The organism is Vibrio viridaestus (assembly GCF_003856525.1).
In the GTDB taxonomy this organism is placed as follows: domain Bacteria; phylum Pseudomonadota; class Gammaproteobacteria; order Enterobacterales; family Vibrionaceae; genus Vibrio; species Vibrio viridaestus.
This window is the reverse complement of the sequence record NZ_RJVQ01000003.1, coordinates 358,630-383,114: the sequence shown is the minus strand read 5'-3', so window position 1 is coordinate 383,114 and position 24,485 is coordinate 358,630. Positions and strand designations below refer to the sequence as shown.

Sequence of the window (24,485 nt, the reverse complement as noted above, 5' to 3'; positions counted from 1 at the left end):
CTAACTAGAACATTAAATTTACTAATTTGAGAGTAAATACTATGAAATTTGAAGCAGTATTACGTACTGAACTAGGTAAAGGTGCGAGCCGCCGCCTACGTCTATCTGGCGATTTCCCAGCAATCGTTTACGGTGGAACTGAAGCGCCAGTATCTATTTCGCTAAACCACGATGACGTTATCAACCAAATGGATAAACCTGAATTCTACGAAGCGATTACTCTAGTAATCGACGGTAAAGAAGTTAAGGTTAAACCACAAGACGTTCAACGTCACGCGTTCAAGCCAAAAGTAACGCACATGGACTTCATCCGTATCTAATTTCCCACCAAGGAATTAGTTAGGATTAAATCCAATCCTTTTGCATAAAATCGGTCTTACCAACCGAGACAAAGTTTTCAAGGCCCCGATGCTACCAACATCGGGGCTTTTTCATGATGACTATTTTTCTTCTTCGTAGTCGTAATAGCTTACAAATCGACGCTGCTAATGGACATCAATAAGAAAAAGAATTAAAGAAGTCAAAAAAGCTCCAATAATAATTAGTAAAACATACTTTTACCCACATCTCCCCAACTCGCGAACATAACTGTATAAACGGTTAAGATTGCTCACGTTTCAAAATTATCATGTCACTATCCACTTCACATCGAGTAAATTTATACTCAAATATAAAGTGGCTTTAATTTTGTTTGGTTACACTGTTTATCTAATGAAACTTATGTACATACTTAAGAGAGTTTTTAAAGATCTAGCTCAAATATCAATGTGATATTGATCACATTTAATGACTATTTAAACAGATAAAGTTAACGACGAAATAAATGTTACATTCTTTGTTTTTTCAAAGGCTCAAGTCACTGATAGAGACTTGTTTTATTTCTTGACCTATTTTCGTAGTTATTGATCGAGTTGAGAATGTCATACCCCCATATGCTTCTTGCTACTCGAATCGTTATCAAGGCCCCAATGCCCAATGGCATGGGGTTTCTTTTTATCTGAAGAAGCCAAATCATCTATAGAGTTCTGATCGTAATACAGTGTGAATGCCGCCAGACGTGATTTAAAAGTTATGTACACAGTTTTGGAAGTTAATAAACCATAACCTACTGATTCTTTGTGGTTTATCTCACATAAATGCCTTTCTAAGGATAATAAGATCCTTCATAGAGTAAATGTTTCGGCTATTTATTCGAATAAATTCTTTCGTTATTTTTTGTATTTAACGAACGAATTTTCCTTGACCTACTTGGCATAGTTATTTGTTGGGCTATTTGAGAACCTCACGTATAAACACCTCAGATATCCAACACGCTATCCCCCCTCCGGGACTAACCATGCCGGAGGGTCTTTTTTACCTTACAAGATAATTTCCTCAGGTAATAATTCCTTGATATAACTTTTAATCGTGTCGAGCACATAAGTGACGCGTGCGGGCATGTAGTCTCTTTTCGGTAACAGAGCATGAACGACAGTCTGTGAATCAGTGGTGTATCCAGACAAAACTCTGACTAAACTACCTGCTTTAAGCTCTTCTGATACTGACCACCAAGATTTTGTCGTAATACCTCCTCCACTCATCGCTAATTGAGTTAGAAAATCACCTGTATTGCACATAAGTACCGCTTTAATTGGAATACGTTCTACCTTGTTCTCTTTATACAGATGCCAAAACTTGCCATGTGAATACGTTAGACATCGATGGTGACTTAAATCACTCGGTACAGATGGCTCGCCATTCTGTTGGATATAGTCCGGAGAAGCGACTAAGATTCTCGAATCTTTAAATAGAGGGTAACTTTCTACAAATGGTTCTGACTCTCCCCCGACTCTGAAACTGATATCAATCTCCTCTTCAACAATCTTTGATATCCCATCTTCCAGAAGTAGGTCGATGGTTAATTCAGGGTGATCCTTCATTAGTATCTGCAGAGGACGTTGTAAAAATAGTCGAGCGAAAGAGTGTGGTGCAGTAACTCTAACAACACCTTTCAGATTATGCTCATTCAGTCCACTGCTTCCAGGCCTACTAATTAGTTCACTTAGATCAAGCATTTGCTCAACATAACGAACCATCTGATGCCCTTCCTCTGTCAGTTTGATATTTCTAGTTGAGCGGATGAATAATGTTTTTCCTGTCATAGCCTCCAAACGTTGCATTCTTGTTGTCACCACAGCGGGCGAATAACCTAATCTTTCCCCAGCCTCACGAAAATTAAGTGTACGACTGATTGTGATAAACAGTCGTAAATCCGAAATATACTCAACCATAATTATTTAATATTTCCAAATATAGACTTCGTTATTTTGTCCATTATCAACTCAAACAAAATTAATTACACTATTTCTTTAATTATTCAATGCAATGAGGAGTTGTTATGAACAGAAGAAGATTAGGTAACTCCGCTATAGAGATTGCACCATTGGTCTTTGGCGGAAACGTTTTTGGTTGGACAGCAGATGAACAACAGTCGTTTAAACTGCTAGATGCACTTGTCGACTTAGACATCAATATGGTCGACACAGCAGATGTCTACTCTGCTTGGGCACCAGATAATAATGGTGGCGAATCAGAAAGTGTCATCGGCCAATGGATAAAAAAATCAGGTAAGCGAGACAAAGTCGTCATTGCAACAAAAGTGGGGATGGAATTACCCAATGGTAATAAAGGGTTATCTAAAGATTACATTATACGTTCAGCTGAAGCGTCATTAAAACGACTGAATACTGACCACATCGATCTTTACTATGCGCATAAAGATGATGAAACCGTTCCACTGGAAGAAACATTATCTGCTTTTGATCAATTGATTAAGGACGGGAAAGTTGGCGCAATCGCATCCTCTAACTACAGTGCAGAAAGATTACAGTCTGCATTAGAGGTCTCTCGTGCTAATAATTTGCCCTCGTTTATTGCCCACCAACCAGAATATAATCTGTTCGACAGAAAAGGATATGAGGGTGCTCTTGAAAACGTCTGTAAGTCAAACGAACTAGGTGTCGTGACATACTTTTCACTGGCAAGTGGTTATCTATCAGGTAAATACCGTAGTTTGGATGATGTAAAGAACTCGAAACGCAACGATTTCGTACAGAAATACATGACATCTCGAGGTGAAAAAATACTTCAGGCATTAGAACAGGTAGCCGTTAACCATAACGTTCCAATGGCGTCAGCCGCATTAGCATGGATAATTCATCGTCCATCAGTCACAGCACCTATTGCCAGCGCCACCTCGATTAAACAGTTAAACGAGCTTGCCCAAGCAGCCGAGTTATCCCTGTCAAACGAAGAGATGAATTTACTAAACACCGCCAGCAAAGAGTAAAATATGAGTAGCTTATTTGAGCCGCTTACCAAGGGTAAGCTAGATTTTAAAAATCGAATTGTTATGCCACCGATGACTCGCTGTCGTTCAGCTCAGCCTGGTAATATTCCAACGGATCAAATGGCTGAATATTACGCTCAGCGTACCTCTGCGGGCTTAATTATTGCGGAAGCAACACAAGTATCGGAAGACGCCCAGGGGTATTCATATACTCCTGGCATTCATTCTGATGAGCAGATAACGGGTTGGAATAAAGTCACTGACGCTGTACATAAAAATGATGGGCAGATTTTTCTCCAAGTCTGGCACACAGGTCGAATGTCCCATGAGTTGTTTCATCATGGTAAGGCGCCTATCGCACCATCAGCGATCCCTACACCAAAAGGAATAGGCGTTTGGATTGCAAACCGAGATGGAAATGGTGGAAAAGAGCATGAATGTACACCACCCAGAACAATGAGTTTAGATGAGATACATCAGGTTCAGCAGGATTTTATTCAGGCAGCAAGAAATGCGAAGGAGGCTGGCTTTGATGGTATCGAGCTGCACGGTGGTAATGGCTATCTAATCGACCAATTCTTGCGTAAAAGTTCAAATCAGCGACAAGACATGTACGGTGGTTCGCCAGAAAATCGTATTCGTTTTCTGATGGAAATTCTGGATGGAGTGAAAACTGTTTTTGCTCCAGAAAGAATTTGTGTACGGTTCGCACCACACAACCAAGCCCGTGGTATGGATGACCCAGATACTCCAGAAACTGTTCTGCTAGCGATGAAACAGATGGGTGAAATGGGAATTGGGTTTGTTCATTTTGCCGAAGTAGACTGGGATGCAGAACCTGACGTACCAGAAGAGTTTCGAGCCCTCGCAAGAGCCATCTTCCCAAATACGATTATCGTCGCAGGTAATTACACCAAAGAGCGCGCAGATTGGGTTCTGGGTAAAGGCTACGCAGATTTAGTCGCGTTTGGGCGTCCTTATATCGCTAATCCGGATCTACCGTATCGCTTAGCTAATAACATTCCATTCAATGACATATTAAGTGATTATCTTTATGGCGGTGGCGAGACGGGATACACAGACTATCCTTGCTGCAACAAGTAACTTGAATCAGGGAGGTATACCCTCCCTGCTCTTCCATCCTATTCTACAGTTTAAATCTACCGACTAAATGAGTAAGATTCTGTGAGTGTTCGGAGAGTTCAGCAGCAGCGACCGCACAACGCTCTGAATTGCTACTGTTATGGTGTGTTACTTCGTCAATCTGATTGATTCCTTCCGCAACTTGGTCAACACCGACTGACTGCTCTGTCGATGCTTGAGCTATCTCAGTCATCAATGAAGAAACCTCACTAACATTCTCAACAATTTCAGATAGCGCAAGCGATGTTTCTTCTGAAAGCTCAATACCTCTCTGCGTCTTGGTAGCAGAGGCAGCAATCAGCTTAGAGGTTTCCTGAACAGCCTCGGCACTTCTTGCAGCCAGCTTTCTTACTTCATCCGCAACAACAGCAAAACCACGGCCAAACTCGCCAGCACGAGCAGCTTCAATGGCTGCATTTAGTGCCAGTAAATTGGTTTGTTCAGCGATATCTTCTATTGCGCCGATAATGTTGTTGATATCATTGCCAGAACTTTCGATTTCAACCATTGCGTCTTTAAGCTCATTCATTAATCCATCACCGCTTAATGCTAACGAGTGACTCTTACCTGATAAATCACTCGCTTGCTGAACATGAGAAGAACTTTGACGTATTTGCGCTGCAATTTGTGTAATTGTCGCGCTGATTTCTGTTACGGATGATGCAGATTGTGTGGCACCGCTGGCAAGATCTTGGCTGAGATCAGAGACTGTCACTGAATTTTTCCCAATAACGTCTGAGCGTTGGCTAATTTGCCCGACGAGATCGTTGAGATCGCTTACCATGCGCTCTAACGCTTTACCAAGTTGATCGTGTTCCGAAGAGAGAATAACTTCTGCGGTCAAATCCCCCTGAGCTATTTTCTCTGCAACATTAACTTGTTTCTCTAATGAAGAAGACATTTGATCGAGCGCATCACTCAATTGACCAACCTCATCATCCGAACGATAGTTAAGGCGACTACCAAATACACCTGATGAAATCGTTTTCGCCATGCTGACTGCACCCAAGATAGGTTTGGATATTTTATTTGCCACATACATCAAAATGAGAATAGCCATTACGGTAATCACCAAACCAATAATGACCTGATAAAGCGCATCCGTATTGTTTTGTTCATGAAGCGATTGTTCTAAAGAGTTTACATTTGCCAAGATCTGGTTTTTATCGACTTCGAGAGTAATACCCCATTTAACTCCAGTCTGCCCCAGCGCTATAGGAACCAATACCTTGTACATATTATTTTCTTGATCGTCTCGCGTATAAAGCTGACCTTTTTTTATAAGATCGACAATTTTACTCGCGTCATTACCATATATTTCTTCTACTTTTTTACCAACAAACTCCTTATTTTGACTGTCAGCAATAATCAATCCTTGATCAGTCGAAATCGTTACGTGAGAATTGCCCTGGTAAATTCGCTGCGCGACTTTGGTCGCTAAGTCTTGGACAAAGTCCAAATTGAAATCAACCCCTACAACACCATAAAACTCCTGCCCCACCATCACAGGTGCAGAAATAGTTGCAAGCCACACTTGTTTTCCTTGCACAATATAGGGTAATGGTGCAGTTACCGTTTCAAGGTGATTGGCTTTTGGTGTTTGGTACCAAGCGCCTTTTACGATTCCATTGGGATGAGATTCCTTAGAGTCATACTCTACCAGTGGTTGCACTTCAATGTGTCCGGAATCCGTTCTGGTCCAATAAGGTGTAAATCGTCCAGTCTGCGGGTTGCTCCCATCATTTGCGCTTTTGAAACGGTCATCATGGTCATCAAAAGCATTCGGTTCCCAACAGCTGTATGCGCCATTGAGATCCTTATTACTGTTTAATACCGCTAGTAATGAGTCATTAAACGATCGCCTATTTAAGCTATGAGTATCTTGCATCAGATCGTAATACTTTAGTGCCGATGTAGACGATGCAATTGTGCGCGCAATACTCAATCCTTCATTAATTCTTTGATAAATTGTTTGTGCAGACTCAGCGGCAGTCGCTTCAAATTGCTGCAAGGTAACTTCTTTAACTAGAGAAGAGGTTTTTTCAGAGACAAGGTCTAAAGATTGATTAGAAGAGAAAACACTGTATCCGACAAGCGCTGCAGACGTAACAATCAGGCAAAGCCCGGCAGCAAATGCGATTTTCATTCTTATTGATTTAATTCTCATGGTTCGAACTCGACGATGTTAATCCGGCGGAAATTGAAAGCTGATAAATAAATTTATAGATTTTAATAACAATAGACATCGGCCATAAGCATGAAATCTTTAATAAAATTTGTTACAAATTTAATGATATAAGTGAAAAAGAATCTTAATTTGAATACCTATGTATCTAAAATCATCGACTACCTTACATTGAACAGTCTTTACTCTTATCCAGCTTTTCGAAAGTAACTAGACTATCTTAGATCATCAAGTTTAACGTCATATATCAATTCTCGCCTTTTGCTTTTTCTTTAAGAGATAGTATCTTTTTCAAAGATGCGCAGTGTAAACTTTTATTAAAAAAAAGAAACATCACTACTAGAATATATATTGCCGCCAAATAAATTTAATTCATAAAAAGCAAACCATAACCTTTCAATATAGACAAAATAAAATAATTAATGTCACAAAAAAGACAAGCAAAAAAAAATAAAACAGCAAAATTGACTTCGCCCCAAAACAATAAAATATAAATTAATATACGTTTGACCATAAAATTAAAAAAACTTATATATTTATATAGATACCATATATAAATGGAGAGAGATAATGAAAAGAAAATACAACGTAAGAGTTAAAGGCGATGAATTAATAATTATAGTTATAAAAGATACACCTTATATCGTGGTAGATGGTTTAATTTCTTCTTTTGGATTAAGCTATAATCAATCAATAGTAGATTTAAAATCTAATCATGATTTAAAAAGTATAGAAATTAGTAATGATGGCAATGTTCAAAAAAAATTTTCATACCCCTAGCTAACCTTTATTTTTGGTTAATAACGATTACTGAACAGGACTTGAACGATGAATCTAAAAAAAAAGTTGAGTTTTATAGAAAGATAGGATGTGCCACACTGTATCGTTATTGGTTGAATATCCAGAAAGAAGTTAATAAAAATGAAGAAATATCCAGAAAAATCGAGAAAAACCAAACAATGATAAATGTAAATAATTACTCTGGAAGGTTATTGTTAACAGTAGCAAATGGAGAAATAATAAATAGTAGTTCACTATCAGAGGATTCATTTATACTAAAAAAAGATAAAATAAATAAATTAATAGAAGAGCCGGGAATTTTAACAGTTAATGAAATCATTATGATAAACAGATCACTGCAAAATAGAATTAATGACTTATTAGGAGTGAAATAAATCAAAAGCCATCTTCTGTGAAGATGGCTTTAATTTCATCAGAAGTTAATATTTATATGACGTTAATCAGAACAGAATCCCAATAAGTATGTATTTTTTTACTAGCAGAGTTCGATGTTGAATAAGAAACTAAAGATACTCGTGCGTAAGCTGTACCATCAGGGGCAGAACCGAGTAGTTCGCAGTGTTTCCATCCTTCGCAATCAACCTCATAATCTGTATTATCATAAGAAAATGAGTAAGTCTCTTCTGAAGCCTCAGTATTGACAGAAAACGTTTTCGACCATGCAGTAGATATCGTATTCTTTTCTGCGTCTAAGAACTTTAACGAAATTAAAATTTTTCCTGTAACGCTTCCAGTGGTATCATTGAGTAGTTCTGTAAGCCATTTACATTTTGCTATTCCTTGAACTAATTGACCTCTGCTACATTGAATATCCTGATACGTATGGGTAGAGTTCCAAGTCTGCCCCCCATTATAGTCAACGGTTGTTTTCAAACTATTAGTGCCAGCCCAAGCGTAATCATCTGAGACAACGGCTCTTCCAGAAACATAACTACCACTTGTATCCTCAACCCAATAATTAGCTGCATCCCCTACCGTATCATCTTCGAAGTTAGAGTTTGAAATGGATCCACCCGATAAAGACTGAGATAGTGGAATTGGCTTATTACTACTAAATAGCGAATTAACATACGCACCTGAATTACAATAGATACGACCTGAACCGCCAATTAAAGCCAACGTATCATCGCTATCGAATGACGTACCAAGTGTTTCTGCAACTCGAGAAGCCATATCCGGACGATATTTAGCTCGCGATTGATAGCACGGCGCATTCATAACGAGCCCTCCAGAAAAAGGAAACCTATCTTTATAACCATCGCCGTCATTATCTGCTGACCAATCGCCACTGACGCAATAAAAGAGATTTGAGAAAATATATGTATCTCTTATAACAATCTGAGGTGAATTTAGTACACAATAAGCATGTGACCCCGTCACTTCTAGAAATCGCTTATTCATACTTGTCGAGGTTGGATTTTCAAAATGCGGGTTATTCATTTTTACGCAGGCATCTCCGCCTATCACCACTTTCATATTATCGAACGAACCGCCTTCAAATAACCACTCACCACTATTTAACGAAACGGTTCCGTAAGTGCTATCGACCAATCTTGAGTGGTTATCTGCAATAAAACAGTGAGATATTTTAATGTTTTCACCAAAATCGGTGTCAGCAGAATTAGTAGGTGTAGTCCAAGAGCCTCCCATAGTATGAACATGCTCTAATTCACAAGCCCAAACTCCAGGATAAAATGCAATAACATCATCAAAGTCGAAAATATTTATTCTACTTAGCTTAAATTTACTTGTCACAACGCCATTCGAAGTTGACGTAAGAGAATCAGCATACCCAATTTGTAAACCAATACCCTCTCTCTGGGCGTTATACTCTCCTATTGTAAAACCACTAAACGGTTCGAAGTTTGATGTATTCACTCTACTTGCATATTCGCTATCATAATCGAATCGCCCCTTAATACGAACTGCATATCCCGATGTCGGACTGTCGTTCCAAATTAACTTACAGTTCCCAGAACAATACCAACCACCAGATTCAACATATATATCAAACGAATCTTCTTTTTCAAAAGTGTAATCAATTCCATTATCAAAAATTAGCCGGTTGTTAGTTGTTGCATCCATGCAATAACTATGAGCTTTTCCCACATATTCACTTTGAGTTAGAATACCATTATTAAAATCTTCTACATATACGTCACCAATTGCTTTTAAGTAGAGATTATCATTCAATGAGAATGGAGTTTCTGCATCGGTAACTATCCATCTAGTATTACCAGACTCATATTCACTACCAAGTTCATGGTCATTTTTATCTAAAATTTCGATAACATTCATTTTGATTCTCCTATCGTATTACAATGATTTATTTTTTATTACACTCGTTTTATGTTAATTTTTTAAAACCTCCTTTTTTTGATTATTAATATTATTACTTTTGCATCTCAATCCAATCTAGGTATTCCTGTGTTTGATTTGCACACTTTCCTAATGCGGATTTTAGCCTCGGTATATCATTGGTAATAACACTAGGCCAAGTACCGATAACTTTTGGCTTTTGACATGGAACAATTAGACCAGCTGGTGGTAATAGAAATTCAGTTGTTACAACCGGGTGACGATCAGTAATTAGACTGCAACTGCTCAGTAACAGATTGAGGAATATTACAATTAATATCTTCAAGCTGTTTTTTAAGTGAATCAATCTGTTCATTTAATCCAACCTCCAAATCTCTGGCCTTTATCTCCCTTTGACTAAATAAATCATTCATATATTCTTTTTCTTTACTTAATTTAGAAATAACATTTTCTTTAACCATATTTTGCACCTGTTCATTTTTTATTTGTTGATTTAAATATTCATTTTTAGTTGCTAGCGTTTCCAAACGATATAGAATACTCCCAATAATAGAAATAACGATTACGACAAGACCGATAATAATGTATTTAGTCATGAGCTATTACCTCCCTATCTGTTTTAGATTTATTCATAATTGATAATGCTTGTTTTACTGATATTTCGTTTTTACATAATTGCGTTTCAATATTTCGTCGCTTCACTATTCCATAACAGTTATTTTTTTTAACTCTGCAATCCTTACCACCAACGTAAACCCAACGATTAAATTCATCACAAATATATTGTTTATTTTTTAACTTATAATAGAGAGTCGATCGTCTTAGAGCATTGGTCCCTAAGTTGTAAGTGAAATCTAATACCGCGATATGTATGTTAGGTTTCAGTTGATAATGCAGTTCTTCGAAAGGTTCATTATGATAACTTAGAGAAACTGCAAGCATCTGCGCGCACTCTTCATCGCTAAAACTATCATCTAAGCTAATACCTTCTGTTTCGCCATAACATGCTGTTGGAATACCTGTCATATCTTGATAAGTGTCATTCCTTAGACCTTCAATGGCTCCCGTTAAAGCCACCGAACCAAACAGTACAGCACCCATTAATTTGTTAGGTCTCATTCGTCTTCTCCATTAAAAAGATGCCGAGCTTGGAACCATCTCAACGTCGAAACCGCAACACCAGCAGTTGATAAAAGAGTTCCTACAACAAACGCAATATCACTTCCATACCAAACAAAATTCCCGGCAAGAATTTCGACTAAGCTTGAATCAAGCATTGAGCGGTAGTTGTCTACGCCCTGAGCTACGCCTACGCCCATCGTGGTACCACTACCCATTGCGATTGACAAAGTAGCCCTATCGAAAAGAATTGCTCCAGCCGAAGTGGCTTTGATCAAAGAAAAAAGTGAACTCATTTTTGAAACCTCATACTCGTGTTTATCACTATCAGTGAATAACCTCGTGCAACTACGATTAAGTTATTAATTTCAATCAGATCCTAGCGACACATCCGATAATGAGCTCACACCACCGAATGCATGTATGTAAACATACATCACATGTAAGAAAATAGGCAAGTTTTTTTTAAGGAAACATACATAAAAAAAATAGATAATGTACAAAAACATACATTTATAATTGGAAGCTTATGGAAACAATTGGAAAGAGATTAGAATGGCGGCGAACTCAACTCGGTCTAAAGCAAGAGGAGTTAGTTTCAAAAGTTAAAAGACTGCTACCTGATGCTAGTTTCAATCGTGTCAGCGTATCGAACCTCGAGAATGACGTTCAAAAAAGTATGAAAGACTCTGTTTTTCTTATTGTATGCCGTGTTCTAAAATGTCGCCCAGAGTGGCTGGCTTTCGGTTCTGGTGCGATAGAGTCAATAGAAGCTGGCCCCCCAGTTGAGCAGAAATGTCCTTTATTAAGCTGGGTTCAAGCTGGAATGTGGACCGAGATGCCCCCAGCAATGAACGTTGATGATATAGACTATATCGCTTGTCCCATTCGCTGTTCATCATCAACGTTTGTTTTAAAAGTAAATGGTGACTCCATGGCAACAGAGTATCTTGCTGGAGACTATATTTTCGTTGATCCTACCCAGAAAACACCAAGAAATGGAGCTCATGTTATCGCTATGCTTGAAGATACAAAAGAAGCCACATTTAAACAGTATGTGGAACTTGATGGCAAGGTGATGCTTAAGGCTCTAAATCCCGAATATCCTCCAAGTATTCGCTTTCTACCAATTCAAGACACATGTTTGATTTTGGGAACTGTGGTTTGTAGTGTAAGGGTTGTTAAATCATAATGTATGAAAAATGACATTTATTTCTTTCACGAAAGTAATACAACTATAAAAACTTTCATTTATTATTATGTAAGTTTTTATAGTCGTAATGGTGGTATGTTTCACATTTCAAAGTGATCAAGCCTCCTACCGTTATTGACACCAAACATGACCAAGCAATTAAAGCGCCGAGTTCACAGCGAACATTTATCAGTGACTAACTTTATTCAATACCCCAACTTAGATCAATTGGAGGTGCTTTTTGTCTTCACTCTCTGACAAGTCCTATCAATCGTACAAGACCATTCATTTCAACTATATGATAAATTGTTACTTTTCTTGATATTTATGAATCAACCTATGGTATTTAGGCTATACTCTTGTGCATTAAATAACCCTTTGAACTTCCAGTAAGATCTCTCAACTTAAGCGAGTCTTAATTGTAAGGAAGTATATTCAACTTGATTATTATGGTTAATCGCCTTTGGGAAGGCTTATGATGAAAACACGGAATTACCTTACACCTTTGTTTAAATTTTTAATTCTAGCAATTGTATTTCTAACGTTATCTCGGTTGGGATTGTCTCTTTGGCAATCAAGTCGATTACACGGGACTGGGGAGTGGATGAAGCTCTTTATTGGTGGATTCCGTGTCGATATCTCCACACTATGCTATCTCCTGATATTGCCCGCTTTAATTCACTCAGTCATTTCTGGGAATCACTTCCTCGGCAAAGCCTGGCACTACCTTTTAAGAATTTGGTTAGTTGCTGGTGGTTGGCTCTTAGTCTATATGGAAGTAGCAACTGTCCCATACATCCTTGAATATGACTTGCGTCCCAACCGAATCTTTGTTGAATACCTAATTTATCCGAAAGAAGTTTCTTCAATGCTTTGGAGCGGTTACAAGCTCGAGCTATTTATCGGTTTAGTCGTTTCTGTATTAACCATCTGGTATTTGTGGAAAGCAACAGGACGTTGGTGCCGTAATTTGTCTTATCCTAAGTGGTATTATCGCCCATTTATTGGCGTCATCTTAGTCGCTCTTGGCGTTCTTGGCGCGAGAAACAGCCTCGAACACAGACCAATGAACCCTGCGATGGTTTCGTTCTCAACCGATCCACTGGTCAATGATTTGGCGTTAAACTCTTCATATTCAGTCATCTTTGCGATGTCACAGATGGAAAGCGAAGCCAGCGCATTAAAAATGTATCCTAAAATGGATAAATCCGCTGTGATAGAAACGATTAGAGAGCAAAGTGAGTTGCAATCTGATGCTTTCGTTTCGGATAAGTACCCAACGCTTGCATACCATCAAGCTACCGGAGATAAGCAAAAAAATATTGTGATTCTTTTGCTTGAAAGTCACGGTGCACAATTTGTCAGTTCATTAGGTGGTGAAGACTTGTCACCGAATATCGACAAACTAATACACTCTGGTTGGGCATTTACCAACTTATACGCCACCGGAACGCGCTCGGTAAGAGGGATAGAGGCTGTTACGTCAGGATTTCCTCCAACCCCAGCCCGCTCAACCGTTAAGCTAGGGAAAAGCCAAAATAACTTCTTCACTATCGCGGACGTGTTGAAAAAACGGGGTTATGCCACTCAGTTTATCTATGGTGGAGAAAGTCATTTTGATAATATGAGGCGCTTTTTCTTAGGCAATGGATTTAACAATATCCAGGATGCATCAAGCTTTAAAAATCCCGAATTTGTAGGCTCTTGGGGAGCAAGTGACGGTGATTTGTTTAACAAGGCCGACGAACAGTTCACTGAATTTACAAAAGAGAACAAGCCATTTTTCAGCCTGGTATTCACCTCATCAAACCATAGTCCTTTTGAATATCCAGAGGGTAAAATCACTCACGTTAATGAACCAGCAGCGACGAGAGAAAATGCGGTTAAGTACTCCGATTACACTATCGGAGAATTCTTTGCAAAAGCGCGCAAATCAAATTATTGGGATAATACGGTGTTTCTTGTAATCGCCGATCATGACGCAAGAACCTACGGTGATCAGATTGTCCCTATTACTCACTTTCATATCCCAGCGGTCATTACTGGAGGTGGCATTGAGCCTAGGCTAGATGATCGATTGACCAGTCAATTAGACATGCCTTCGACACTCCTATCACTCGCAGGTATTAGTGCTTATACTCCAATGATTGGCCATGATATGACTCAAAATATTCCGATAGAAAAACAACGAGCGTTGATGCAGAGAGATCATACTTTCGCTTGGATGGATGCTAATCATGATGTGGTCGTTTATCAGCCACAAAAAGAAGCCCAAACATTTCATTATGATCGCCAGACAAAACAGTTAACAGAGGCAGATGTGAGCCAACAAGCCTTGAAAGACGCTCACGCATTTTCTCTGTGGGGAAGTATTGCGTATAAGGACAACCTATACACCCAATTAGAGAACTATCAGAAAAAACCTGTCGCTAAGTAAGCTGAACGCAGTATTTTATTGATATTGAAGCCATACCTCTGAGGTATGGCTTTTTTACTTAAAAATAATAATATTTCTGTATCTTATTGATATTTAATATACGTCAAAAAAGTACCAACGAAACTACATTGACCAACTTCTTATTTAGGCCTAATTTTTATAGGGTTCGTTATCAATAGGAGGTCAAGAATGAAGCGCTCTAGTTCCGCATATCGTCTACAAATGATTAAAGAAGTTGCTACTCGAAATCAGCACCACGATCAAAATGTGAGTGACACAGACCCTATGGCGGACTACATCAAACATCTACTAGTGGACAAGCCTAAGAAAGAAGTCAAACCCGAAATGAAAAGAAGCTTCAATGGTGCTCACTTTGATGAAAAATCAGGTGGCTGGGTCAGTGACCGATGGAAATAATCTATCGGAGCTAAAACAATTCTGGTTGTTGATCATTATCAGAAGCATCAGAAGCCGTTGGGATTATTTCCGACGGTTTTTTAATATTGAGCTGTTCCATGCGTTTTCTTCTGTATCGGCGCTGACACAATTTAATGACATTCAGTTTTTCCTCTGTCGTCATATTTAACCAATTAAAGCGCTCCTGCCTATTACGCATACACCCTTGACAATAGCCTTTTTCGTCCACAGTACAGACTCTTACACAAGGGCTTGGTACATCAAAAAACTCTAATTGCTCCATAAAGCGAAATTCTCGGTTTTAAAATTGAATTATTTCCTGACTCATATAAACTTTGCCGCAAATAAAACATTAATGATTAAAACGTCATCGTTATTATTACTTTAGCGTATAAGGTTGGTTATATGAAGTTCAGTTTAAAGCAAATTGTTACTATTTCGGCAATTGCACTTGCTATGACTGGGTGTAAATCGACTGGTACACAAACGTCCAGTTATACACTTGAAGATTTGCAGATGCAAAAGTGGTCATTACAGCAAATAGATGGTCAAGCAGTACAAGTGTCAGATGGAAATACAGTTCCGTATTTGCGCATCGACGAAAAGATGATGGCGGTTGGTTATACTGGTTGTAACCGCTTCTTTGCAGAAGCGAATATCAAGCGCGATAAACTCTCAATAGACAAAATGAATTCAACGCGTAAAGTTTGTGAAAAAGACGCTGTTGAACTAGAAAATACGTTTAAGAAACATCTGAGCGAAGAGAATGCGATCAATATTAGCGATAATACACTAACGCTTTCTAACGGTGATACTAACCTACTTTTTACTGTAACAAACTGAAAATCAGTCCCTTTACGGCTCTGGGCAGATGGCTCCCCTATTTTTACTGGGGAGCTTTAAACCAAATAAGCAGAGCTTTTTACTGGAATAACATCACTTTTAATCCCGCTTCTTTATCATCATCAGGAAACTCTTTCGGGTTATCCAATCGCTCATGAAACGTATATTGCGGTGCATGCTCAGCCATCTGTTCAACAAGAAAACGACTGGAAACCGCAGGAGAGTTCACACACGCCATAATCATGCCATCTTCGGCAACGAGTTCGGGTAATCTACGCAGAATTTTCTTATAATCGCTGGTTAACGCAAAGCTGCCTTTTTGAAATGACGGTGGATCAATGATGACAATATCATAGGGGCCGCTTTTCTTTATTTTTCCCCAAGATTTAAAAATATCATGCGCTAAGAATTTTACTTTAGAGAGGTCATGTGCGTTTAATCTGTGGTTATCTCGTCCTGTAGACAAAGAATGCTTGGCCATATCGACGTTAACGACTAGATCGGCTCCTCCCGCAACAGCAGCGACTGAAAAGCCACAGGTGTATGCAAAGAGATTTAAAACACGTTTATTTTCACTATGCTCTTTGACCCATTGTCGGCCATTTTTCATATCTAGAAACAGACCACTATTTTGATTACGCCCCAGGGACATTTGAAACTTTAAACCATGCTCCGTAACAATAGGTTCCCATTCAACATTACCAAAAACAACTTCGGTTTCAGCACCTTGAACATAACGATATTGAATAAGCACAGTAAGACCACCAGCTTGTTTCCAAACAGGTTTATCACTTAGAGCGAATAGTTCTGATTTAAGTTCTGAGACAAAATCAGCAGCGGGCTCTTTATATAAAGCAACAACTAACTGTCGATCAATCCAATCTACTGTCACTTGCTCTAGGCCTTCCCAACAACGACCTCGACCATGAAAAAGACGCTTAACCTCATCCGAGCTGTGTTCTAGTTGGATTTCAATCTCATTAATTAAAGTGCGGATTGATTCTACTTTCATTTTATTCTCTATTTATTTTTTGGTGCTGGCCATGGCAAAGATGTTGGATCGGCCCAATCGTATGTTAATTTTTCCTCAATCCCAGTGGAGCTCCAATATTCGCCTTCTATTGAACTATCAGGACGACAACAAAACTTAAATGGTGAGCCATTAAATTCAAAAGCCAAGAAATATGCGTGTAAGTAGCCTCTATCAGCATGAGACGCAGAATTATAGATTGGGTCACCGACTATAGCGGATCCAATTGACTTAAGAGCCACTCTGATTTGATGCGTTTTGCCCGTTAACGGCCGGCAAAGAAACAAACGGCATCCTGGTGACGTTGTCACACTAAAAAACTGAGTTTGTGCTGGGTTGGTTTGGGTTTTACCTAACTTCCACGATGAACGTCGTGATCGGGACATATCACCACTAATAAGACCTTGCTTTTTCTTCGGCTTTTTGTCGCTTATAGCAAGATAAAACTTATCGATAGCATGCTCTTGAAAAAGGTGGCCAAATACCGCTGCCGCATTAGAATTTCTAGCTACAATGAGTAACCCTGAGGTCATCTTATCCAGACGATGAACAAGGTATAATTGCTTATCTCCACTCTCTTTTGCAATCTCCTGCAATAACATAATGTCACCATCATCTTTATGCACCGATACGCCAGAATGCTTATTAATAATTATAAAGTCATCATGTGTGTACAATATCTCAAACATAGCCACCTCTTTTATCGGCATCGGATTATAGAGGGTTGCTACTTTGATTACTACAAAGAAAAAATGGTCCTGATGGACCATTTTTCTCTTAACAACACATTATAGGTGTGGGTAAGCAAATACCATGAGTATGGCAACTGGACAGATAAACTTCACATACCATGGCCAAATACGCCAGAATAATGAAGAGGCAATTTCTGGATTACCTTGTTTAATCTCTTCGAGAAGATTGTTTCTCTTCCAAATCCATCCAACCACAACAGCCCAAACCGCACCAAGCAGCGGCTGCATATATACCGTTGTAACATCCACAACCAATCCAAACAGCGCACCAAAATTGAGCGATATAACGATACTCACCAAAAGAATGAGTCCACCGATGATCCAAGTCGCTGCTTTACGGTTCCACCCCAGCTCATCTTGAGCCGCGGCCACAGGAACTTCTAGCAGAGAAATTGCAGACGTTAATGCAGCGATAATCATCAGTATAAAGAAGCCGCAACCTAGGACAATACCAATACTCCCCATCGTCTTGAACATCGAAGGAAGAACAGCAAAAACGAGATCAACAGAGCTTTTCAGCGCACCATCTTCAGTAAAGATCTCAACTCCGTTATTTTTCGCCACGAACATAGCAGGAAGAATCAGAAGACCAGCAAAGAATGCGACAGCCGTATCGATAGATGCTACCTGAGCAGCCGTTTTAGGAATATTGACGTCTTTCTGAAGGTACGAACCGTACACCATCATTGAACAACAACCCAATGACATAGAGAAAAATGCCTGTCCCATTGCATCAACCAATAATCCACCATTAATGTGGGAAAGGTTCGGAACCAGATACATTTTCAACCCTTCCATTGCACCGTCCTGCGTGAATATATATGCGATCATCACACCAAATAGAACGAACAAAAGGGGCATAAGACGAGTAGACCACTTTTCGATACCATCAGAAACGCCTTTCTGAACGACGAAAATGGTAATAAGACTGAAAAGTACAGCGAGAACAATATTCCGGGTGTCTCCAAAAGTCACTAACCAATTCGTCAGATGATTAAATCCCATGAGTTCAGTGATAGGTGCACCAGCATAACCGACTAACCAACCCGCGATAATGGAATAGAAGCTAAGAATGAATGCGGCGGTTAGCAAACCAATAAAGCCCAGGAACCCGGCACCAAAACGGTTGTTCTTCCAAATAGAGCGCAAAGACGAAATCGGATTCGCCTGTCCATAACGGCCAATTGTAAGCTCCGCGATTAACATCGGGTACGCTAACAGGAAGACCATCACCAAATAGATAACTAAAAATGCTGCTCCACCGTTTCCAGCCGCCTTTGTTGGAAATCCCCATACATTTCCAAGTCCAACAGCTGAACCAGCTGCTGCCATAATAAAACCCAGTCTAGAAGAGAACTGGCCTCTGTTGTTGCTTGCCATGTTTTTATTTACCGATATTTAATTTTCAACTATTCACGGCTAACGCCATGCAATAAAAATTAGGTGTAAAAAATTTTGTACATCCTGAAATTCTGTCTGTGCTTTTTAAAGCGTGGCAAGTAAACCAGTTTGAGCATACAATTGGAAGCTCAAAATTGTAAATCTCTCTATTTTTTTGGCGCTATCAAGTTTTATGTCCTGCATTTAATAATTAAGATCAAATATAAAACCAGTCATTAACTTAGAATCAACACATCAACCTACTCAAGAAACTCCTCTTGTTGCACATTAAAAACTTCACTATTCCTTAGTAAAAAACTTTAGTAATAAATACGATATTAGAGCGTAAAATTGGAGCTATCCCCGCTTTTTTGACTTATTTGTCTATAACTACCTAAAAAGTCCGTCCTTATTAAAAATCTCTTCTAAAATTATTTTGGTATTCGCAATGAAATGTTACTTCCCATTTTAAATGAGATCCCTTGTATGACATTTAAATCGATTCAAACAAAAATAGCGCTTACAGCTGGTCTTTGCCTGTTTATTACTGCAGGTATTTTGGTCGCTTTTAGTATTTACTCTTCGACAACAACTCAAACGTTCGTCAATCAGAACGTATCACTTCTTGTTAGTAAAACCACTGAGGAAAAATTGGTCGCTACTGCACAAGATTATGCACAGGCAATAAGTCGACGCTTAGAAGATGGTATTGGTGCCGCACGTGCCACGGCTAACGCAGCCTCAGCAAGTAAAGAATATGATGAAAAGAATAATACCCAATCGTTAAATCGCACACTTTTTAATGACATGCTAGTAGAGGTCCTTAACAGTAATATGGATCTCAACGGAACCTACTCATGCTGGGCGCCGAATTCCTTTGACGGCAAAGACTCTCAATTTAGGAATGGGCAAAATGGTAATAATGCTGAAACCGGCCGTTTCACTCCTTATTGGGTTAGAGACACAGCGGGGAAAATCGAAGTTCAATCACTGGTTGAATACGACTCAACAGAGCCTCATCCAAATGGCGTCATAAAAGGTGCATGGTACCAAGTGCCAAAAGCAACTTTAAAGGAAACAGTGACGGCACCATTACCATATGTTGTACAAGGCAAAAATGTCTGGTTGGCGACTCTTTCCGTTCCGATTCTCGTCAACGGAAAATTTGAAGGTGTTGTGGGTGCCGATTATAATCTCGACTTTGTTCAAAAACTCGCCGTAGAAGTTGCTCAAGAGCTATATAACGGACAATCACAAGTTACGATAGTCACTCAAGATGGCTTGGTTATAGCAGACAGTCGTCAACCCAAACTCATTGGCCAGTCGCTGACTGGTATCTTCAATGATAAATCAGATGAAGTCGTCAATGCCGTCAAAGCAGGTAAAGGCAATGTGGAGGAAGATGAGCAGACCAATACTATGATGGTTATGGCTCCCATTACTCTTGGTAAGACTGGCATCAAATGGGCAATAACCATTTCAGTGAATAAATCCCTAGTTCTTGCCGATGTCGATAACCTTGTTTCTGAAATGTCGGCAAACAATCAATCCGATATTAAATGGCAGATCATCATTGGTATTGTGATTACGTTGGTTGGTATCGGTATGCTCGTACTAATGGCAAAACGCATTGCAGTCCCTGTAATGAAAGCGGTTGGAATGGCTCAATCCATAGCAAAAGGTCAATTTAATCAACGCCTCAAATACAAAAGTGATGATGAAGTCGGTCAACTTGCAGCATCCCTGGATAACATGGCGGAATCCCTTCAAGGGCAAGTTTTCATCGCGGAGAAAATTGCTAAGGGTGACCTGAACGTAAATGTGCAACTTGCCTCTAGCGAGGACCAATTAGGTAAGGCACTGGAATTAATGGCCAAAGATCTTAATAACTTAGTTGGACAAATCAAGCAACGTTCAGAAGTCATTTCCTCGACAGCTGTCAATGTATCCGGGCTTAGTCATGATCTTTCCAGTGGTGCTAACGAATCGGCGTCGGCTATCACAGAAATTAGCGCGACGATTACCCAAATCGCAGCACAGATACGCCAAACCTCAGATAACGCAGAAAAGGCAAGTGATCTTTCAAAAGCCAACTTTGTTTCCGCAGAAAAAGGTAATGCTCTCATGGCTGAATTGCAGGACGCGATGCGAGAAATAGAACAGTCTGGCAAGGACATTAACAATATTATTGGAGCTATCGAAGATATTGCAGAACAAACCAATCTGCTAGCACTTAATGCTGCAATTGAAGCGGCCCGGGCGGGCGAATTCGGACGTGGCTTTGCGGTCGTAGCGGATGAAGTACGTAAGCTTGCCGCGCGAAGCGCAGAAGCCGTCCAACAAACAAGTCGTTTAATCGAAACCTCGGCAGCAAAAACACAAAATGGTATTCAGTTATCGCAAGATACGGCAAACGCACTGGATCAGATTGTTGATAATGCAGGTGAAGTTTCTGGAATTATGAATGAAATCGCACAAGCCTCGGGTGAACAGGCCGAAGGTGCTGAACAAGTATCTCAAGGTATTAACCAAATTGATGAAGTTACTCATCAAAACAGTAGTAACTCGGAAGCTTGTTCAGCTGCTGCAAATGAGTTAACTGAACAGTCAAACAGACTGAATGATCTAATTAAACAGTTCAAACTTAAATAAAAATTGACAGTGCCCTTGTACAAATTTTAAGTACAGGGGCATTGCTCTCTTTTAACTCAGTGCTTTTCCATTTACTATCCTAATTCACCCTTGGAAAGTCAGGATTATATGGATAAAGTTTACCATCTACTTACACTCGCCTTAATCGCCATATACTGGTTACTAGTCGCTTCCGTAACAATTCGTGTTGTTTTAAAACGCAGCGCTGTCAGCGTTTCTCTAGCCTGGTTAATGGTTATTTATATACTCCCCATCTTTGGCGTCATCTGTTATTTCTTATTTGGTGAACTCAATCTCGGGCGGAAAAGAGCCGAAAGAGCTCAAGAGATGTACGAGCCCTACCGTGCTTGGTTTCGTCAGTTAAACGATTGTCAGGCTCATGTAACGGAAACTATGGGAGCCCATATCTATAAAATCGATGAATTGTGCAATCACCGCATGGATATTCCTGCTTTGAGTGGAAACAAGCTCACGCTGATGCATGATCCTAAGACAATTTTAGAATCCATTATCGATGATATTCAGACAGCACAAACGTCCATTGAAATGGTGTTTTATATATGGCACCCAACGGGACTGGTCGAGAGCGTATCAACCGCTCTGATTCAAGCGGCTAAACGTGGCGTTAAAGTTAAGCTTTTACTCGATGCAGCAGGCAGCCATCGTTTCTTTGCTACGCCCTGGTATCAGATGATGAAAGATGCAGGGATTAACGTCGCTGCTGCTTTGGAAGTTCGTTTGTGGCGTATATTTCTTCGCCGTATCGATCTTAGACAACATAGAAAGATAATCATCATTGACGAAAAAATTGCTTATACCGGTTCGATGAATATGGTCGACCCCAACCATTTTAAACGTAATGCGGGTGTCGGTGAATGGATAGATGTCATGGTTAAAGTCACAGGGCCCACAGTCAATGTTTTGGGTGCTATCCACAGTTGGGATTGGGAATTTGAAACAGGAGAACGCCATTTCCCGAGTTTACCTGAATGTATTATTACACCAGACAATGCACCTCATCCGATCCAGGTCGTTCCCTCAGGTCCGGGGTTGCCTGAGAATTTAATTTTACAGGTACTAACATTAGCAGTGCATCAGGCGAATAAGAGTGTCACCATTACGACGCCCTATTTCGTCCCAAGCGCCGATCTTCTCGGTGCGCTAAAACTCACTGCACAGCGCGGTATTGACGTGAATATCGTTATCCCACAACGCAACGATTCTTTAATGGTAAAATGGGCATCTCGCTCATTCTATGGTGATTTACTCCAATCCGGTGTCAATATTCACGAATTCTATGGCGGTTTGCTACACACCAAATCCGTTGTGATCGACGAAGAGTTTTGTCTAATCGGAACAGTGAATATCGATATGCGCAGTTTATGGCTTAATTTCGAGGTGACGCTAGCCGTTGATGACCGAGAATTCACCCGAGAGTTATATGAGATTCAAAAACAGTATATAGCACAATCATCCCAAGTGCTTTATTCTGATTGGCAATCTCGTCCGCTATATAACAGAGTACTAGAACGAATTTACTATTTGTTTAACCCATTGTTATAGTGGGAGCCGAATTAAGAGTATAGAAACCAGTGTCTCAAAACGGCTCTGGTTGATTCTTTTCGTAACAAGGACTCGTAATGTCAGAAAGCAAAAAAACACAACTCATCACGATGGGACGCAAGAAACAGTGGACCCATGGTGTTGTCAATCCACCGATTCAGAGAGCATCAACTGTATTGTTCGAATCGGTCGAAGAGAAACACAAAGCAACCGTTAATCGCGCCAACAAAGCATTATTTTATGGTCGCCGGGGGACAAATACTCATTTTGCCTTTCAGGATGCCATGACTCAACTCGAAGACGGAGCTGGCTGTGCGCTATTCCCGTGTGGCGCTGCAGCCATTGCAAACACGATTCTTTCGTTTGTCGAAACTGGTGATCATATCCTAATGGTCGATACGTGTTATGAACCGACCAGAGACTTCTGTGAAGTTATTCTCAAGAAGATGGGCGTTGAGACTACCTATTATACCCCAACGCTTGGTGCAGAAATTGAATCCCTAATTCAGCCAAATACGAAAATTCTGTTCACTGAATCGCCGGGCTCTATCACGATGGAAGTTCAGGATATTCCAACGCTTGCTGAAGTTGCCCACAAACACAATATAATTGTCATGATGGACAATACTTGGTCAGCCGGACTGCACTTCGATGCACTCAATAAGGGTGTAGACATCTCGATCCAGGCGGCGACAAAGTATATTGTTGGCCACTCAGACACAATGATGGGAACTGCGGTTGCTAAAGAAGCATACTGGGATCAATTGCGTGAGCAAGCTTATCTGATGGGTCAGTGTGTTTCACCTGATGACGCTTATGCTTCATTGAGAGGTTTGAGAACGTTAGATGTTCGTATGAAACAACATCAGGAAAGCAGCTTAAAAGTAGCCAAATGGTTAGAAAGCCAACCAGATGTCGACCACGTCCGTCACCCAGCGCTTGAGTCTTGTCCTGGTCATGAATTCTTCGAACGAGACTTCACTGGAGGAAACGGCTTGTTTTCTTTCGTGATGAAAAGCAGCTATCCAAGAGCAACGACCGCATTACTAGATGGAATGGAGCACTTTGGCATGGGTTATTCTTGGGGTGGATTTGAAAGCCTCATTTTGGCAAATGAACCCAAAAGCTTTACATCATTGCGCACAGTTGCAAATCCTCAATTTGAAGGCACATTATTCCGTATCCATATCGGATTAGAAGATGCCGATGATCTAATTAAGGATTTAGAAGCAGGTTTAGAACGCTATCGTAAGGTACTAAGCGAAAAGCCAGAATAAGACTGCCTGAGTAACAATAACATGAGCCCATAAGCACTCGTTTATGG

Annotated in this window: 23 protein-coding genes; 12 read left to right on the top strand and 11 right to left on the bottom strand. The window is 39.9% G+C overall.

Annotated elements, in window-relative coordinates:
• Nucleotides 1-41: 41 nt before the first annotated feature.
• Complete coding sequence (gene rplY / locus EES38_RS09350; protein ID WP_124936912.1) at nucleotides 42-320, top strand: 50S ribosomal protein L25; 279 nt, start codon at nucleotides 42-44, stop codon at nucleotides 318-320.
• A 1,038-nt stretch (nucleotides 321-1,358) separates the two neighbouring features.
• On the opposite strand, the gene EES38_RS09345 is transcribed toward rplY, so the two are convergent.
• Nucleotides 1,359-2,270 carry a LysR family transcriptional regulator gene (locus tag EES38_RS09345; RefSeq protein WP_124936911.1) on the bottom strand — a complete coding sequence of 304 codons (912 nt, stop codon included), beginning with the start codon at nucleotides 2,268-2,270 and terminating at the stop codon, nucleotides 1,359-1,361.
• A 107-nt stretch (nucleotides 2,271-2,377) separates the two neighbouring features.
• Between EES38_RS09345 and EES38_RS09340 the strand changes: the two genes are divergently transcribed.
• Nucleotides 2,378-3,328 (top strand): aldo/keto reductase, encoded by a 951-nt coding sequence (locus EES38_RS09340; protein ID WP_124936910.1) that lies wholly within the window; start codon nucleotides 2,378-2,380, stop codon nucleotides 3,326-3,328.
• A gap of 3 nt (nucleotides 3,329-3,331) precedes the next feature.
• Nucleotides 3,332-4,432: an alkene reductase gene (locus EES38_RS09335; protein ID WP_124936909.1), complete on the top strand. Its 1,101-nt coding sequence runs from the start codon at nucleotides 3,332-3,334 to the stop codon at nucleotides 4,430-4,432.
• A 43-nt stretch (nucleotides 4,433-4,475) separates the two neighbouring features.
• On the opposite strand, the gene EES38_RS09330 is transcribed toward EES38_RS09335, so the two are convergent.
• Nucleotides 4,476-6,638, bottom strand: a complete 2,163-nt coding sequence (locus tag EES38_RS09330) for a methyl-accepting chemotaxis protein (protein WP_124936908.1) — start codon at nucleotides 6,636-6,638, stop codon at nucleotides 4,476-4,478.
• Nucleotides 6,639-7,226: 588 nt separating this feature from the next.
• Here EES38_RS09330 and EES38_RS09325 point away from each other — a divergent pair.
• Complete coding sequence (locus EES38_RS09325; RefSeq protein WP_124936907.1) at nucleotides 7,227-7,436, top strand: hypothetical protein; 210 nt, start codon at nucleotides 7,227-7,229, stop codon at nucleotides 7,434-7,436.
• Nucleotides 7,437-7,477: 41 nt separating this feature from the next.
• A complete protein-coding gene (locus EES38_RS09320) occupies nucleotides 7,478-7,831 on the top strand; it encodes an IS630 transposase-related protein (protein ID WP_166434232.1) in 354 nt (117 codons plus the stop codon).
• A gap of 52 nt (nucleotides 7,832-7,883) precedes the next feature.
• Here the strand turns inward: EES38_RS09320 and EES38_RS09315 are convergent, their stop codons facing one another.
• The 5 genes from EES38_RS09315 to EES38_RS09295 all read right to left on the bottom strand — a co-directional run bounded on the left by EES38_RS09315 (nucleotide 7,884) and on the right by EES38_RS09295 (nucleotide 11,191).
• Nucleotides 7,884-9,755: a hypothetical protein gene (locus tag EES38_RS09315; RefSeq protein WP_124936905.1), complete on the bottom strand. Its 1,872-nt coding sequence runs from the start codon at nucleotides 9,753-9,755 to the stop codon at nucleotides 7,884-7,886.
• Between the two features lie 94 nt (nucleotides 9,756-9,849).
• On the bottom strand, nucleotides 9,850-10,131 hold the full coding sequence (lysC, locus tag EES38_RS22930; RefSeq protein WP_439333247.1) for an Rz1-like lysis system protein LysC: 282 nt from the start codon (nucleotides 10,129-10,131) through the stop codon (nucleotides 9,850-9,852).
• A complete protein-coding gene (locus tag EES38_RS09305; protein ID WP_124936904.1) occupies nucleotides 10,040-10,372 on the bottom strand; it encodes a hypothetical protein in 333 nt (110 codons plus the stop codon). The genes lysC and EES38_RS09305 overlap by 92 nt, the downstream gene beginning before the upstream one ends.
• Nucleotides 10,365-10,895 carry a glycoside hydrolase family protein gene (locus EES38_RS09300; protein WP_124936903.1) on the bottom strand — a complete coding sequence of 177 codons (531 nt, stop codon included), beginning with the start codon at nucleotides 10,893-10,895 and terminating at the stop codon, nucleotides 10,365-10,367. Before EES38_RS09300 ends, EES38_RS09305 begins: the two co-directional genes overlap by 8 nt.
• The gene (locus EES38_RS09295; RefSeq protein ID WP_124936902.1) at nucleotides 10,892-11,191 is read right to left on the bottom strand and encodes a hypothetical protein; all 300 of its coding nucleotides are present in this window, start codon (nucleotides 11,189-11,191) and stop codon (nucleotides 10,892-10,894) included. Before EES38_RS09295 ends, EES38_RS09300 begins: the two co-directional genes overlap by 4 nt.
• Before the next feature lie 233 nt (nucleotides 11,192-11,424).
• Here EES38_RS09295 and EES38_RS09290 point away from each other — a divergent pair, with 233 nt between their 5' ends.
• From EES38_RS09290 to EES38_RS09280, 3 genes are all read left to right on the top strand, one after another.
• Nucleotides 11,425-12,087 (top strand): S24 family peptidase, encoded by a 663-nt coding sequence (locus EES38_RS09290; RefSeq protein ID WP_124936901.1) that lies wholly within the window; start codon nucleotides 11,425-11,427, stop codon nucleotides 12,085-12,087.
• 475 nt (nucleotides 12,088-12,562) lie between these two features.
• The gene (locus EES38_RS09285) at nucleotides 12,563-14,524 is read left to right on the top strand and encodes an LTA synthase family protein (protein ID WP_124936900.1); all 1,962 of its coding nucleotides are present in this window, start codon (nucleotides 12,563-12,565) and stop codon (nucleotides 14,522-14,524) included.
• 189 nt (nucleotides 14,525-14,713) lie between these two features.
• Nucleotides 14,714-14,941 carry a hypothetical protein gene (locus EES38_RS09280; RefSeq protein WP_124936899.1) on the top strand — a complete coding sequence of 76 codons (228 nt, stop codon included), beginning with the start codon at nucleotides 14,714-14,716 and terminating at the stop codon, nucleotides 14,939-14,941.
• A 10-nt stretch (nucleotides 14,942-14,951) separates the two neighbouring features.
• Here EES38_RS09280 and EES38_RS09275 read toward each other — a convergent pair whose 3' ends face one another.
• Nucleotides 14,952-15,224, bottom strand: a complete 273-nt coding sequence (locus EES38_RS09275) for a DUF1289 domain-containing protein (RefSeq protein ID WP_124936898.1) — start codon at nucleotides 15,222-15,224, stop codon at nucleotides 14,952-14,954.
• A gap of 122 nt (nucleotides 15,225-15,346) precedes the next feature.
• Here EES38_RS09275 and EES38_RS09270 point away from each other — a divergent pair, with 122 nt between their 5' ends.
• Nucleotides 15,347-15,784, top strand: coding sequence for an META domain-containing protein (locus tag EES38_RS09270; protein WP_124936897.1), 438 nt, complete (start codon nucleotides 15,347-15,349; stop codon nucleotides 15,782-15,784).
• Between the two features lie 79 nt (nucleotides 15,785-15,863).
• Here the strand turns inward: EES38_RS09270 and EES38_RS09265 are convergent, their stop codons facing one another.
• The 3 genes from EES38_RS09265 to EES38_RS09255 form a co-directional block, all read right to left on the bottom strand.
• Nucleotides 15,864-16,796, bottom strand: coding sequence for a class I SAM-dependent methyltransferase (locus tag EES38_RS09265; RefSeq protein ID WP_124936896.1), 933 nt, complete (start codon nucleotides 16,794-16,796; stop codon nucleotides 15,864-15,866).
• A gap of 8 nt (nucleotides 16,797-16,804) precedes the next feature.
• Nucleotides 16,805-17,503, bottom strand: a complete 699-nt coding sequence (locus EES38_RS09260; RefSeq protein ID WP_124936895.1) for a TIGR01621 family pseudouridine synthase — start codon at nucleotides 17,501-17,503, stop codon at nucleotides 16,805-16,807.
• Nucleotides 17,504-17,602: 99 nt separating this feature from the next.
• Complete coding sequence (locus tag EES38_RS09255) at nucleotides 17,603-18,946, bottom strand: sodium-dependent transporter (RefSeq protein ID WP_124936894.1); 1,344 nt, start codon at nucleotides 18,944-18,946, stop codon at nucleotides 17,603-17,605.
• A gap of 486 nt (nucleotides 18,947-19,432) precedes the next feature.
• Here EES38_RS09255 and EES38_RS09250 point away from each other — a divergent pair, with 486 nt between their 5' ends.
• From EES38_RS09250 to EES38_RS09240, 3 genes are all read left to right on the top strand, one after another.
• Nucleotides 19,433-21,598, top strand: a complete 2,166-nt coding sequence (locus EES38_RS09250) for a methyl-accepting chemotaxis protein (RefSeq protein ID WP_124936893.1) — start codon at nucleotides 19,433-19,435, stop codon at nucleotides 21,596-21,598.
• Nucleotides 21,599-21,706: 108 nt separating this feature from the next.
• Nucleotides 21,707-23,161, top strand: coding sequence for a cardiolipin synthase (gene cls, locus EES38_RS09245; RefSeq protein WP_124936892.1), 1,455 nt, complete (start codon nucleotides 21,707-21,709; stop codon nucleotides 23,159-23,161).
• Nucleotides 23,162-23,238: 77 nt separating this feature from the next.
• Complete coding sequence (locus EES38_RS09240; protein ID WP_124936891.1) at nucleotides 23,239-24,438, top strand: cystathionine beta-lyase; 1,200 nt, start codon at nucleotides 23,239-23,241, stop codon at nucleotides 24,436-24,438.
• Nucleotides 24,439-24,485 lie beyond the last annotated feature (47 nt).